Here is a 13,577-nt window from a genome sequence, read left to right on the forward strand (position 1 = left end):
TCAACTGAAACGCAAAGACAACAATAACAACGTCGACTTCTACACGCTCCAGTCCAACCATTATAACGACCTGGGCGAACTGGATTATACGACAGACGGCGAAGGTCACAAAACGAGCTATGAATACGACGCCAACGGCGAAGTGAAACAAACGATCTCCGCTTCGGGCCGCGTTACGGGCTTCGGCTACAACGAGGTGCTCAACCAGGCGACGACGACTACGGATTACGGCGAGAAAGTCACCGCCGAAACCGACGCCATGGGCCGTACCACGAGTACGACGCGCGAAGACGGAGCCGGCAACACCATCACGTCCACCAACCAATACGAAGTGGGCGGCAATCCGTTCGCGATGAGCTCCACCAACGGAGGCGGTAAGACAACCGGATTCACTAACGACGGTCTGCACCGACTGCAAAACGTTACGCAGAACGCCGGCGGCACCTCGCTGAGCACCAAATACACGTATAACCGACTTGGCGCGATGACCGAGAAAGTGTTCCCGGACCTGACGAAGATCACATACGGCTACGACGAACTCGGCCGCAGATTGTCCAAAACGGACTCGGTGCTGGGCAAAGAAAGCTACACGTACGACAACAACAGCAACATCACCGGCGGCAAAACGCGCGAAGGCATCAACGTGCTCAACAAGTACGACGAGCAGAACCGCCTGACTTCGTGGAGCAGCGGCGATAAGAACGGATCGTTTACGTATTACAAAAACGGCCTGCGCAAAACGATGAAAGACGAAACCGGCACGACGCAGTATTTCTATACGCTGGATAACCGGTTGGAGCGCATGGTCTATCCGGACGGCAAACAGATCTCGTACACGTACTACAACAACGGCCTGCCCGGAACCCGGAATCGCATACCCCTACGGGCTTAGCGATTCCGGGTTCTCGCGTTAAGCGAGCCTTTTCGCAGCATGACCGATCCGTTCGGCATGACGACGACCTACTGGTACAACGATGACAACCAGCTGGTTCAAGTGCGTACCGAGAATACGACCCAGGCCGAATACGTCTATCGCGACGGACTGGTCCAATCGGACGCAAACTACCTGAAGTCGTCCCAGTTGTACCAAACGAAGCTGGCAAACGGCCAGATCACGACCACGTACACCAACGACGGATTCGGACGCTTGACCAAACTGCTTCAGTCGGCCGGCGGCTTGACCAAAGCCTTCACCTACGGCTACGATAAGCAGGACAACATTACCAGCCGCAGCGACGGCACGACCAGCGGCACGTTTACGTACGACGAACTGGACCGCATCATCACCAGCTCGGAAGGCGCGGAAACGTACAGCTACGACGGCAAAGGCAACCGCCTGACGCTGCAATCCAGCATCCAGATGCCGCACAAGGACAACGTCGATTACACGTACAATCAGGCCGAGCAGCTGAGCCAAGTTCAGCGCAACCAGACCTCGGTCAGCTACAAGTACAACGGCGACGGCCTGATGACCGAACGCAGCATCACGAAGAGCGGCAAGACGGATACGACGCGCTACTACTACGACGGGGAGAACATCATCGCCGAAGGCACGGTAGCCGCCGACGGAAGCATCACGTTCAAAGCCCGCTACGTGCGCGGCGCCCAGCTCATCTACCGCGAAGACTCGAACAACCAGAAAGCCTACTACCAGCACAACGGCCACGGCGACGTGACGGGACTGGTGAAAGCCGACGGTACGGCGCTGAACACCTACACCTACGACATCTGGGGCAACCCGCTGACGTCGGACGTGCAGGTCGAGAATCCGTTCGGATATTCGGGCGAGTTCTGGGACGGCGATACAGGCCTGCAGTACCTGAGAAGCCGCTGGTACGACCCGAGCATCGGGCGGTTTATTCAGGAAGATACGTTCGAAGGCTACGTGAACCGGCCGAGCAGTTTGAATCCGTACACGTATGTGGAGAATAATCCGCTGAAGTATCTCGATCCGAGCGGTTATGCACCTCAGTGGCTTCAGAACACATGGAGCGCAGTTAAAACAGGCGTAAAAGAAGCGGCAGACTTCCTGGTTATCGACGATATCAAGACACTGACGAGTTCACAGTCTTCGACGATCGACAAAGTCATCGCAGGGGCGAGCCTTCTTCCTGTCGGCAAAGTCTTTAAAGGCGGCAAGCTGATCGTTCAAGTAGCGAAAGCGGAGCATAAAGCTTCCGGTGCGGCTAAAGCGACTAAAGCTGTATCTAAAGCGTGCAACTGCTTTACAGCAGGAACAAAGGTCAAGACCGACAAAGGCGATAAAGACATTGAAGATGTACAAGTCGGCGACAAAGTGCTGTCTCAGGATGAGAACACAGGTGAAGAAGCTTATAAGCAGGTAACGGCGACATTCAATCACGAAGCGGATGAGATTTACAGCATTCATGTCAACGATCAGGTGATCGAAGCGACGTATAACCATCCATTCTGGGTTGTAGGCAAAGGATGGGTCTTCGCCAAAGACCTGAAACCGGGCGATCTGCTGGAGCAGAGTGATGGGAAGACACTTGAGGTCGGCAGCATCGAGATTCAGCAGCGCCAAGCGACTGTTTACAATATGACGGTAGATGGATTCCATACGTATTTTGTGAGTAGTTTGGGGATTTGGGTGCACAATACCAATGATTGTGAATTTTCAAAAGTGTGGGATTTAGACGGTACTGGCGATGCTATTAGTCGTTCAAAGCTCAAAAAAATAACTGATAATATGAAAGCGAATGGATGGAATGGAGATCCTATCGAAATATATAAAATGAACGGGAAAAATTTGATTGTTGATGGTCATCATAGAGCAAAGGCGGCTAGACAAGCAGGAATTGAAAATGTACTTGTAAGGAACTTGAGCGAAAGCGAATTAGCTGCTAAAGGCATATCTGAAAAGCAATTAATAGATGGTTATTATTACGGAAAGTAGATGACGTTTTAATGGGATTAGAGTGTTATAATTTTTTGTTAGTACCCTTGGACAGCCAACTCTGCTTTAATGATGGAGTTTTGGATGTAACTAGTAAGCAAGAAGTGTTGTTTGTAGATGTTTTGAATGTACTTGCATCAATGCCTGGAGTAACAGCTGATTCTTTAATTAACGATGATGTTGACCCGCACTCGGAATCTTTTCATTCTTATCAAGACTCAGAAAGTATTATCGAAATCGAAATTTGCCGGTCCGATATTAAAAAAGAGGAGGTGGAAGAAGTATCAATTCGTTTTGCAATCACTCATTCAGAAAAAACACATAAAAAGGTTATTGAGCTTTGTGAAATCTTGTGTGAATGTCTTAAAATGAAGGTGGTGGATATGAGATTAAGGAAAGTGCTTGAACTTTCAGACGAAATTCAAATTTTAAAAAGTCGAAAAGCATATGAACAAAAAAGGAGTCGATTTTTGAAGCTGTATAATTTATCTGAAAGAACTTATTTTAAACCTTTACGTTGTGGCACCGAAGTTTTTGAATACTTTAGACTTTAATTAGAGTCTAATCAGTTATGTTAAAAGGTTGTTTCGTCTTATATCGAAACAACCTTTTTTATCTGTCTTGCTAGACGAATTGTAAAAGCAAGTGTAACAAGCTTATTTAAACACAACTACAGGCTAGAAAGTACTGTTTAAAAAATCAACTGGAGAGAACCTCTTTTCAATAACTATTGAAAAATGAGGTTTTCTTTTTTGAATATAGGATTTTGAAAGAACGTCATTCCGTTATACAGGCCGGATTTACTCTGTTAGGCCAGGGTATAATCTTATCAATAAAAAAATAAAAATCTATAATAAGAGTCGAAAGCATCATTTGTAGACAGTTTAAACTCAAAAGGAGCTCCCTATAAAAGGAGATATAAGAAATGAATATTGAAGAATTAATCTATGGAATCAAGGGAAGACCCGGCATGTTTGTGAAGGATAAGCGGCTGGATTATATTAAGTACTTTATCGCAGGGTTTTACTGTCACGGGAGTGTATCAAAAACAGCAGCAGCCATCGATGAACATTTTAGTGGACAGTTTCACAGTTGGGTGAGGGAGTGGATCACGAACAATCTGGGCATTACGTTTCAAGGAGAAAGTGGTTGGTATGAGTATATTACTTTTTCAACCCAAAATAATGAAAAAGCTTTCGACTTATTTTGTAAGCTGACTGACGAGTTTTTCGCAGAGTTTCATCGGTCGTAATCTTTAGCGAGACGACTCGGTTTGCGAGGAGGAGTAAACGAAATGGGCGCAGTAAGTCGATATTTGAAAAAAGTCGTCGATCCTTTCTTGAATAGCAAAGGTTTTACACGGCTAAAAAAGGATTTTCCTACTGTATGGTTTTATATGAAAGAAGAAGGAAATCTGCATCAAAGAATTGACTTCTCGCAAAGCAGCTGGGATAAGAACTCGATTCGTTTGCATGCCTATGTTGAAGGTTTTTACAGCGAAGGGATCATGATCGGGTTTGAATATTTTAAAACCGAAGATGAACTTGGTGATATTCTGCGAACTTTTATCGTCAAAATAGAGAATGAGATCCTGCCTTTTCTTGATCGGATGTCCAGTATTAAAGTCTATGGCCCTTCTATCGAAGCGGCAAAAAGACTCATGACTTCTTACAAATCGGCATCGCAGAAATTTTTACAGAAGTTTGGTTTGAGCTTGGAACGTGAAGAAGAACTCATTCAATTTTTGCAGGATGATTTACGTTTGAAAAAGCAGAACAATGAAATGCCGGCAGAAGAAGATATGGAGCTTGGCAGCGGCGCGCTTATGGATATTATTGAACGTAAATATGGGTTTGACCTGGCTTTGGATGATTATACAAAAAGCCCTCTTCTTAAAAGAATAGGCGGTGATGAAGATGCACTTCTGCTTCCTTTGAAATTGATTTATGATTGTTGGAACAAAATGGATCGCGACAACCGTTTGCTGCAAAGCGTTCTGGAGGATTTAGATCGGCAAATGAACAGATACCAAAAGTAACGAAAGGAGAAAGCAGATTGTTTTTAAATTATCTACCTAAATCAAAAAACATCCTACTAATCGCTTTGCTCGCTTTCGGGGCTTTTCTGCAAAGCTGCTCCGCAGATTCCGAGGCCGAGCCTTCAAAGCCCAAGCCCTATATTTACTCGGACGATGAAATTTATCCCGTGGTTATAGGCGACGATTATCTCATGGGATATGTGAACGACTCGCGCCAAATCGTGATTGAAGCTCAGTTTACAAATGCCGGGGAATTCCATGAAGGTCTGGCGGTAGCGAGCAAAGGTGCACAGTCGGGGTATATTGATCGTTCCGGACAGTGGGCGATTGAACCCCAGTATACATACGCGGATGATTTTGAGAACGGTATGGCTGTGGCGATGAAGTTGGACAACCCCAATGCGAGTGACGGAGTCGAATATTGGAATTTGATTGACTCTTCGGGCAAAGTAAAGGTGAAAACGGAGTACTTCAGAATCGGTACTTTTTCGGAAGGATTAGCCTCTGTTTGGATTGAGTATTTTGAGAATCGGGGATTCATTGACGAAAAGGGTGCTTTGATTATAGAAGGATACGATGACGTTGGTTCTTTTAGCGAAGGACTGGCAGCCGTGCGGAAAGGGGATAAATGGGGGTATATCGATCGGACGGGAGAAGTCGTACTGCCTTTCATTTATGAAGATACCTTTGCTTTTTATGAGGATAGGGCTGTCGTACAGATCGGAGACAAATGGGGGTTTATTGATCGTCATGGGAAAAAAATTATTGCCCCGCGTTATGATTCTGTGAACTCTTTTTCGGAAGGACTGGCCCCGGTATTCGTGAACGAAAAATGGGGTTACATCGATAAGGAAGGACAGATGGTGATTGAGCCGGCATACCTCGAAGCTTTCCCTGCGCAGCACGGTATGATGCAGGTGAGCCGGGAGCAGATTGCTGAATATTCTTATATCGATCGGGAAGGGAACAGAGTGGAATTTAAGCCTTTGCCTGAAACGTAGCTGCCAGATCTGTTGAAGCAAAACAAGAATACATAAGGAGATCGCCATGAAACCTTATCTGCTTCTAATCGGCTGCCTACTGGTCTTATGGATATCCGGCTGCCAGGAGAAAAAGCCCAAAGAATTAACCTTGAATGTATCCGATGTACAGTCGATTCAGGTATGGAAAGGCATGAATACTGGCGTTGCCTCAAAAGCGTTGGATGCAAGCCGTTCTTCCGACCAGGCGATTATGACAAAGGTTGTCGAGTGGTTTAACGAAGCGGAGTACAAGGGAGAAGCGCAAACACAAGACACAGCCGTAAATTCGATGCCGGGCAGCAGTATGGTGATTACACTGACAGACGGCAAAGAAATCACGCTTACGACCGGAACGCAGACGCTTCTCGTCTCCACCGATACGCCGAGCGATCGTTTGAAAATCTATAATGAGTCGCTGATGAGATGGCTGGCTTCCGGGTGGAAAGAAGACATCGGGAATGATCGGGAAGACCGAGAGATCGTGGAAGAGATTGGAAATTTGGGTTTATACGCGCACTTAATCGATTACGAGTATTCGAACAATTTTTGGGAGCGGTCTGGTGAATCGTTTTATAAAAACTAAAATTATCGAGAATAAAAAAGAATGAAGCAGAAGGAGCGATAATCCATGATCCCGAGCTTTGAGTTTGATGAACGCCGCAGTAAAATGGATTAATATAATCGCGCATGCAGTAAAAAGATCAGCCGATTTTAGATCGACCGATCTTTTTTCGCATTCGTATATACTCTTAGCCGCCTCCTAAACCACATCCACCCGCCTCTCCCGCCTCACAACCGCAAACGCCATAAGCATCCCCACAGCTGCGATGGCCGCGCACATAAGAACTTCAGGCATACTGATCTTCCCGCGAAAGAACATCGTGAAAATAAGATTATTGTACGAAAAAGCCATGGCGATCGACAGCGCGGACAGGCTCGCAAGCGCGATGCCGACCGGGACCGTTTTGACCAGCATGGCGATCATATTTTTTGTGAAATACTTATGAATAAGAAAATTATAAATAAATAAAGTAGTTAAGAGTTTGTTCTTCAGCTATAAAAAATATCTTACTTATTTTTATTGAATTAATCTTTATTTTTAGATATTAAATCGGGAGATAATGTATCATAAGTTTCATATGAGTGATGAGTAGTTTATTAATTATAAGTAAATAAAATCCATGTATAAATAAGGAGGATAAGATGAAAAAAAGATTAGCTGAAAAAATTATTGTAGTATTAAGCTTATTTTCTTTGATTTTATTTTTCGAAGGCATTTTTACCTCGAAAGAAGTAAGTGCCGATTCACAAGCCTGTTCTGTTAACAAAACTAATTGCTTTAATGGTTTTGAACACACTTTTGGGGCAGGTGGAACGGCTGTAACGAGTGTTTATGCAGATATTTCTACTCCCTCTTATATGCCAACTGTCGGTTCTCAAGGAAGTTCCAGTGCTTGGCCCATGATTGTAAACGATACAAAGTATGTACAGGTAGGTTGGATCAAAACTAATAAATTTGCTGGCAACTATGGGTCAGGAGGCCTAGGACAAGTATTTCCTTCTGATGGCGAGCACTTCTTCTATGAAATTAATTATGGGTATTCTTCCATCGGTACCTCTTTAGGTGATTATCAGGTCTATAGTGCGAAAGGTCCAGCTGCCGGCTCGGTAAATGGATATCGTGTAGAAAAGAGTGGAAACTATTGGGCTGGAGAAGTAAATGGTAATCAAATTGCCGCTTTCCCACTTTCCTATGATACAGATAAATTTTTGTACAGTGGTACTGCAGTTCAATTCAGCGAAGAAATCAATTCTGCTGTTAGCAATCCCCAATCTTCTGCTTTTGCTGGTGGTGCAAACTATCGGTCTAAATTCTCCAATGTAAGAGCATTTTTTAATGGAAAAACTTATTATTCCCCTTCAATTACGAGGTACTTTACGGATACAAGTGCTAGCCAGAACCGTAGTCATTACGGAGACACCAGTGTGTATTCAAATCAGAGCAATTCTTATATCGAATTCTGGGATAGTAGATATTAAGAAAAGGAGAAGTTGAATATGAAAAAAACAAAAGTAATTTCAGTGCTTTGCTGTCTGGTTATGCTATTTTCTTTTAGCATTTTTGCCTATGCACAGGATGAAACCCAAATAAATCCGTCTTCAAACATCAAAGAGAACCTTTCTGATAATCAAGACGAGGGTGTGGCAGAGAATGTAGAGACGAAGCAAGATATTGATGAACTAGAAAATATGGGAATTGTGCTAAGTAAACCGGAACCTATATTTTCGATCCAAAACGTTGAGACTGTTTCTGAAAAAGTAGCTCTAAAAAATGCAGGCGAAGAATTTCCGCAATGGGAAGAAGACTCAAAGGAAGTGATTATTGAATACCAGCAGATTACAAATCCTAATTTTCGGGATTTTTCTGAAGAAGTTCTTGCCAAAAATGAAGCGTTAAGAAAAGAAGGTTACATGAATAACCTTCCCGTATACATCGTAACATATAGAGGAATGTCTTACGAAGGCAACGTTCCTGATAGTTATAAAGGTGAAGTTCCAATTCATCACGAATATAATGTGGTAGTGGATGTCTTAACCGGTGAGCCGCTTATGGGGTTTTCCTATCGCTAATATCCACTCAGTACTGAAAGATTCGAGGGGATTCCAATGAAATCATATATACTATTAATCAGTTGTTTGCTGGTTATACTTGTATCCGGTTGCCAAGAAAAAAAGCCTGAAGGACTCACTTTAAAAACGACTGATGTAAAGTCGATTCAGGTGTGGGAAGGTATGAACACAGGCGTTGTCTCAAGAGCATTGGATGAAAGTCGGCCTGACGACGAAGTCATCATTAAGAAAGTCATTCAGTGGTTTGACGACGCTGATTATCAGGGGAAAGCAGGAATTCAGGACACAGCTGTCAATTCAATGCCGGGCAACAGCATGGTCATTATGCTAACAAATGGAAAAGAGATTACAATTACAACGGGGACCCAAACCCTTCTTGTTGCTACAGATGCATCTGAAGACCGATTGAAAATCTATGACGAATCATTAATGATCTGGTTGGCTTCCGAGTGGAAAGAAGATATCGGAGGCTAGTAGCTGGTTACACTTTCTTTCTTCTAATTTACTTTTCATTTAGAAGGCTACAACATACAGTATTACAATGAAGCCTCTTTTCCTTAAGAATAAGGAAGGAGGTTTTATTGTTTTGATAGTATAATTTATATATTAAATTTAAATGATAGTAATTGAGCGTAAATACTAGTTGTCATAATAAATAAAGATCATTAGCAAATTAGCTTCTTAAAATTCTACAGTTTTCTCTACAAAACATCCACCCGCCTCTCCCGCCTCACAACCGCAAATGCCATAAGCACCCCCGCAGCCGCAGCGGCCGCGCATACAAGAACTTCGGGCATACTGATCTTCCCGCGAAAGAACATCGTGAAAATAAGATTGTTATACGAAAAAGCCATGGCGATCGACAGCGCGGACAGGCTCGCAAGCGCGATGCCGACCGGGACCGTTTTGACCAGCATGGTGATCATACTCGAGCTGAATCTCGCCAGGACAAACGTGAAGCAGGCGGCGCCTACGTTCAGAACAAGGATCATTCCCGCAAGAATAAGCGCATACTGTCCGAAAGTGATATCGTAAAGCAGCAGATCGTAGCCCGAGAACGACAGGATCGGCGTGTTCCAGTAGTCTCCCGCGCGCACCGCGATAAACGGAATATAAGCTATGGCGAGTAAAAAAGCGGACAATCCGAACACGCTTGCCGCCGCTGCGAGCAGTTGGATCTTCAGCATCCTGCGGCCGGTCGTCGAGGAATATTGGATCATGTTGAGCTTTCGTATACGGTCGGTTACCAGCATCGGGGCGACCAGAAGGATCGACGCCGCAGTGCTGAACACGCCGACAACGGCGACATACACAGAAAAGCTGCTGAGCAGATCGTAACGGATCAGGCTGGTATTGTGCGTTTGCAGGATTTTTGTGGCGACGCGGACGACTACGGGGCGCTCGTCGTGCTCGATATAGGGCTGCAGATGCTGCGCGTAGTTGACGTAAGTGTTTTCGAGCGCGATAAGGGTTTGCAGACGATACCGCGGAGATGCGTGAAATTCGTTTGTCGTTTGCGCAGCCCGGTTAGGAGATAGATTTTCCCGCATTTGAAAAACCGTTTCGTGGAACGCTTGGCGTTCCGCTTCGCTCATATTTTCGGTATGGCTTTCCTCGAACGCTTCAAACTCCGCATAATTATGGATGTTCGATTTGGCGAAAAGAAAATCGGCGGCGATGATCTCATCCAGTTCGGCGATGACTGCTTCCTTCTTGCCGGGGATATCGTAGTCGGCGAGCTCCTCCGGCTCCAGCGTATCTCCGTAACGTTCGAACATTTCGTTTTGATACGATCCGTAGATGCCCTGTGTACTCAAGCTGTCATAGGAGCGCAAAGCTTCGTTCATCAATGCGGCAAATATCAGGGCGGCGAAGACGGCGATTACCGTGACAATGCGCCAGTTCCAGATCTTTTTGAGCTCATAAGCGAACAGATTCAATAAATTCCCCTCCTTTTGAAAGATTCGAACGACGTGCATGCGGCAGCGCAGAATGTGACCAAGGACAGGCCTGATCCGTACGCCCATGAATATTCCGCGACCGTGAAAATGAATAGCACAAGCAGGCTGACGCCGATCATGCTTTGTGCTTCTTTTCTGTTTATATAGTCGATAGGATGTGGAAAATAGTTTCAAGCGAGGAAAATGAAAAATTAAAGGGGTGATAAACCGCCACGAACTCCAATTTAGCCGGCACGGTCAAAAATCACTACGAAACGTTCGGGCAGACAACGGCAGCCGAATGCGTATTTACAAAAAGAACGCCGAGCGGATCGAACTGCATTTGTTTGCGCCGCAGGAGCACGATTTTCCGATCGAGCTGCTGACGGTCGTCGCGCATTATCATTATACCGGCCGGAGCCTGGGACTCGGCCATGCCGTGAATTTTGGCGCGCCACAGTGGAACGGGGCGGCGGCGATCCTGTTCGCTTTTTGTGGCTGATTCCCTTGGTCAACGTACGAGGCAGGAAGTCGCTTATAAAAAGGAACATGGACTCGAAGCGCTGGAAGAGAAGTTCGATCGCACCTCTTTTATGGACCGGAATTGTCTTTTTTTCTCTGCGCTCGGGAATCGAAACCGGTACTTGTTGGGTAATCATGTGCAGAGGCATGGGAATATTAGGGTTTATTATCGACTGTAAATTTAAATAAGTAGAGAAAAGAAATAGGCGAAACAGAAAACGGAGGAACGTCATGCACTACTGGCAGATCGGAAAATACTCGCCACAGGAACATGAAGACCGGCGGAAGACTCCAGACTGGACCTCGATCTACGATATCGGCCGTTCGTATAACGGAAACGTACTGACGCCGGAAGAGTATCTGTCGGTGGAAGATAAGTATGTGCAGGCGGTCGTTCTATTCGCGGAAAAGCCGGGCGTCGAATCGATGGAGCTGTTTTTGTTCGGCCGGATGAGCGAGGACACTTCCCGGAAAATGATCGAACAAGCTCCCCGATGCTGGCCGGCGGAGCTGCTGGAATTCTATCGCTCGATTCACGGGGACGCTGTGCTATCCGGCAAACAAATCGAATATGCGGCGCGGCTGGGATTGAGAGAAGTTTTTAGCGCCCTGATGCGGAAAAAAGACGAGTTGTATGTGGATCTTTCCTATGATTTCTATATGCACCTCGGCAGCAGGGTGGACGACGAAGAAGCGATCAGGCAAATCAAAAAGTCGGGGCTGTTCGTTTACCCGTGCCGGTGGCCTTATGAAGAAAACGTATGGAAAGAAGGCGAAGCATGGCTGTATTGATAGATACATTCGGAACGTCGAGCTTCGGTCTTTCTTTTCATGAAGGAAAAGGGCTGGTCTCGGGCTACCACGATGACATCAACAACTGGATTCCGATTACGTTCGAAACGCGGATTCTTGAAGAATCGTATGCGGTAAATCCCGAAGAACATGCGAGCTTGAATATGAATGAGATTAGAGGGATGTTCACCAAATTCCGGAGCATGATGCAGCAATACCAGGAAACGAATACATTTCGCAAAGTAGAGATTTCCACTTATGAATTCTATTACAATCTGGAATTCGAATACTTGAAAGAAGATGAATGGATCGCATGTACGATCTGGACGAATCAAGCCGCGCGCACCCATGGCAAGATTCGGGGGATCGAGCGGGGGGTTCGTATGCTGACCGCTTTTGAATCGTTCGAAAGCTTTGTGCGCGAACTGGAACAGGAGCTGCTGCCGATCTTGAGCAAGTACGATCTGAAGCTGGAACCTCGGGATTTTCAAAAAGAACACGAAGAATTCAAGAAGTGGCGAATCTCTTCGGTCCGCAAGCTGGCAGAGAACGGCGATTCCGCTGAAAACGCTATCCTGCTTAAAGAACTCGCCGAAACCGACGATCCGCGCCTGCGCAACGAAATCGCTCTGGCCGTGTCGGACCTGCGGGAAGAGAAAGCTGTGGATGTGATCGTGGACCTGGTGCAGCAGCGTAAAACTTTGGGCAACCGCGGAACGCTGCTCTATGCGCTGGAACCGCTGGATTATGCCAGACACCGAAACGTGCTGCTTGACCAAGTGATCGGTGGGAATTATGAGACGAGTACCCAGGCGTATACGCTGCTGGAAAAGATTGCGGCGCAGTTCTCCGAGAACGAGAAAACGGCTTATCGGAGAAAGCTGGAGGAGAAGATCGAACTGTTGAGAGAAACAATGTCGCTATTTGATTGAATGACAAGGAGGGGATGCTTATGAGAAATCCCTATTTTGATGCGTTAAAAAGCAGCTTGAATGAAGCCATCGAATTCGCGGAAGGAGATGTGAAGAAAGGAAGGGTTCGAGAACTGGAGCTTTGCCAAAGCCCGCTAAAATTTAAACCAACTTTTTCTGAGGAGACCGGAAAGAATAGGCGACAATGGAATAGCTTTTTTCAGAGACCGCCGGACTTGATCGGGACGTTCATGCTGGCGGCCGGGATTCTGCTGCCGCGTCTGCTTCAATTGGTTGCTCTAGCCGCTACTTTCCTTATCACCACGATCGCCTGGAACGAGTATTTTGTCAACGCTACAGGATAACGGAGGCGGAAAAATGAACTGGACTCAACTCAAATCCATTCCCAAATTCACTCCGATCGAGCAGTTGGACTTCCCAAAAACAAAGCTCAGAGGTCTATACTCGTACGATCTGGGCGGCGGGTTCCTCATAGGTTTCTCACACCGGATATTCGAAGTCGTCGATCTGGAGCGTGTTGAAAGCGGGGAACCGAGCGAATACGCGCTGTCTATTTACTTTTTTCTTCATGCCGATGAACGCGATTTGCACTTCCATCCTCTTGAGCCGATGACGCCCTATTCTCTGCCTGCCGAGGAGCATCGATTCGAAGTTCTGCCGGATGTGCGTATTGGGGATTCTTTTCGAGAGGTTAGAAAAAAGCTGCAAGCGAGAGGGAACTATGCGAATCGAGAAGTGCGCTCGCTAATCATGGAATATTTTTTGAAATGAAGATCACAATAA

General features: G+C 45.9%; 17 protein-coding genes. 15 read left to right on the forward strand and 2 right to left on the reverse strand.

What is annotated here, in order from left to right; all coding sequences use genetic code 11:
- From QWJ34_RS26270 to QWJ34_RS26300, 7 genes are all read left to right on the forward strand, one after another.
- Positions 1–892, forward strand: an 892-nt coding sequence (locus QWJ34_RS26270; RefSeq protein ID WP_302732081.1) for an RHS repeat domain-containing protein, incomplete at its 5' end; no start/stop codon positions are given.
- Positions 893–931: 39 nt separating this feature from the next.
- Positions 932–2,917: a polymorphic toxin-type HINT domain-containing protein gene (locus tag QWJ34_RS26275; RefSeq protein WP_302732082.1), complete on the forward strand. Its 1,986-nt coding sequence runs from the start codon at positions 932–934 to the stop codon at positions 2,915–2,917.
- A gap of 80 nt (positions 2,918–2,997) precedes the next feature.
- Positions 2,998–3,471 (forward strand): hypothetical protein, encoded by a 474-nt coding sequence (locus tag QWJ34_RS26280; protein WP_302732083.1) that lies wholly within the window; start codon positions 2,998–3,000, stop codon positions 3,469–3,471.
- Positions 3,472–3,842: 371 nt separating this feature from the next.
- Complete coding sequence (locus QWJ34_RS26285) at positions 3,843–4,169, forward strand: hypothetical protein (protein WP_302732084.1); 327 nt, start codon at positions 3,843–3,845, stop codon at positions 4,167–4,169.
- Between the two features lie 42 nt (positions 4,170–4,211).
- Positions 4,212–4,955 carry a hypothetical protein gene (locus tag QWJ34_RS26290; RefSeq protein WP_302732085.1) on the forward strand — a complete coding sequence of 248 codons (744 nt, stop codon included), beginning with the start codon at positions 4,212–4,214 and terminating at the stop codon, positions 4,953–4,955.
- A gap of 17 nt (positions 4,956–4,972) precedes the next feature.
- Positions 4,973–5,956 (forward strand): WG repeat-containing protein, encoded by a 984-nt coding sequence (locus tag QWJ34_RS26295; protein WP_302732086.1) that lies wholly within the window; start codon positions 4,973–4,975, stop codon positions 5,954–5,956.
- A 46-nt stretch (positions 5,957–6,002) separates the two neighbouring features.
- A complete protein-coding gene (locus QWJ34_RS26300; protein WP_302732087.1) occupies positions 6,003–6,560 on the forward strand; it encodes a hypothetical protein in 558 nt (185 codons plus the stop codon).
- Positions 6,561–6,737: 177 nt separating this feature from the next.
- Here the strand turns inward: QWJ34_RS26300 and QWJ34_RS26305 are convergent, their stop codons facing one another.
- Positions 6,738–6,962: a hypothetical protein gene (locus QWJ34_RS26305; RefSeq protein WP_302732088.1), complete on the reverse strand. Its 225-nt coding sequence runs from the start codon at positions 6,960–6,962 to the stop codon at positions 6,738–6,740.
- A 218-nt stretch (positions 6,963–7,180) separates the two neighbouring features.
- On the opposite strand from QWJ34_RS26305, the gene QWJ34_RS26310 reads away from it, so the two are divergent.
- Genes QWJ34_RS26310 through QWJ34_RS26320 form a run of 3 tightly spaced genes read left to right on the forward strand, consistent with a single transcriptional unit; the run spans position 7,181 to position 9,082 of the window.
- The gene (locus QWJ34_RS26310) at positions 7,181–8,017 is read left to right on the forward strand and encodes a hypothetical protein (protein ID WP_302732089.1); all 837 of its coding nucleotides are present in this window, start codon (positions 7,181–7,183) and stop codon (positions 8,015–8,017) included.
- 18 nt (positions 8,018–8,035) lie between these two features.
- Positions 8,036–8,608 (forward strand): hypothetical protein, encoded by a 573-nt coding sequence (locus tag QWJ34_RS26315; protein WP_302732090.1) that lies wholly within the window; start codon positions 8,036–8,038, stop codon positions 8,606–8,608.
- A 36-nt stretch (positions 8,609–8,644) separates the two neighbouring features.
- A complete protein-coding gene (locus QWJ34_RS26320; protein WP_302732091.1) occupies positions 8,645–9,082 on the forward strand; it encodes a hypothetical protein in 438 nt (145 codons plus the stop codon).
- Between the two features lie 227 nt (positions 9,083–9,309).
- On the opposite strand, the gene QWJ34_RS26325 is transcribed toward QWJ34_RS26320, so the two are convergent.
- Positions 9,310–10,548 carry a hypothetical protein gene (locus QWJ34_RS26325; protein WP_302732092.1) on the reverse strand — a complete coding sequence of 413 codons (1,239 nt, stop codon included), beginning with the start codon at positions 10,546–10,548 and terminating at the stop codon, positions 9,310–9,312.
- A gap of 301 nt (positions 10,549–10,849) precedes the next feature.
- On the opposite strand from QWJ34_RS26325, the gene QWJ34_RS26330 reads away from it, so the two are divergent.
- From QWJ34_RS26330 to QWJ34_RS26350, 5 genes are all read left to right on the forward strand, one after another.
- Complete coding sequence (locus QWJ34_RS26330; protein WP_302732093.1) at positions 10,850–11,050, forward strand: hypothetical protein; 201 nt, start codon at positions 10,850–10,852, stop codon at positions 11,048–11,050.
- Positions 11,051–11,301: 251 nt separating this feature from the next.
- A complete protein-coding gene (locus QWJ34_RS26335; RefSeq protein ID WP_302732094.1) occupies positions 11,302–11,862 on the forward strand; it encodes a hypothetical protein in 561 nt (186 codons plus the stop codon).
- Positions 11,850–12,794: a HEAT repeat domain-containing protein gene (locus tag QWJ34_RS26340; protein WP_302732095.1), complete on the forward strand. Its 945-nt coding sequence runs from the start codon at positions 11,850–11,852 to the stop codon at positions 12,792–12,794. Before QWJ34_RS26335 ends, QWJ34_RS26340 begins: the two co-directional genes overlap by 13 nt.
- A gap of 20 nt (positions 12,795–12,814) precedes the next feature.
- Positions 12,815–13,138: a hypothetical protein gene (locus tag QWJ34_RS26345; protein WP_302732096.1), complete on the forward strand. Its 324-nt coding sequence runs from the start codon at positions 12,815–12,817 to the stop codon at positions 13,136–13,138.
- A 13-nt stretch (positions 13,139–13,151) separates the two neighbouring features.
- Positions 13,152–13,565 (forward strand): hypothetical protein, encoded by a 414-nt coding sequence (locus QWJ34_RS26350; protein ID WP_302732097.1) that lies wholly within the window; start codon positions 13,152–13,154, stop codon positions 13,563–13,565.
- Positions 13,566–13,577 lie beyond the last annotated feature (12 nt).

The sequence above is a fragment of the Saccharibacillus sp. CPCC 101409 genome, from assembly GCF_030518235.1.
Taxonomy (GTDB): Bacteria; Bacillota; Bacilli; order Paenibacillales; family Paenibacillaceae; genus Saccharibacillus.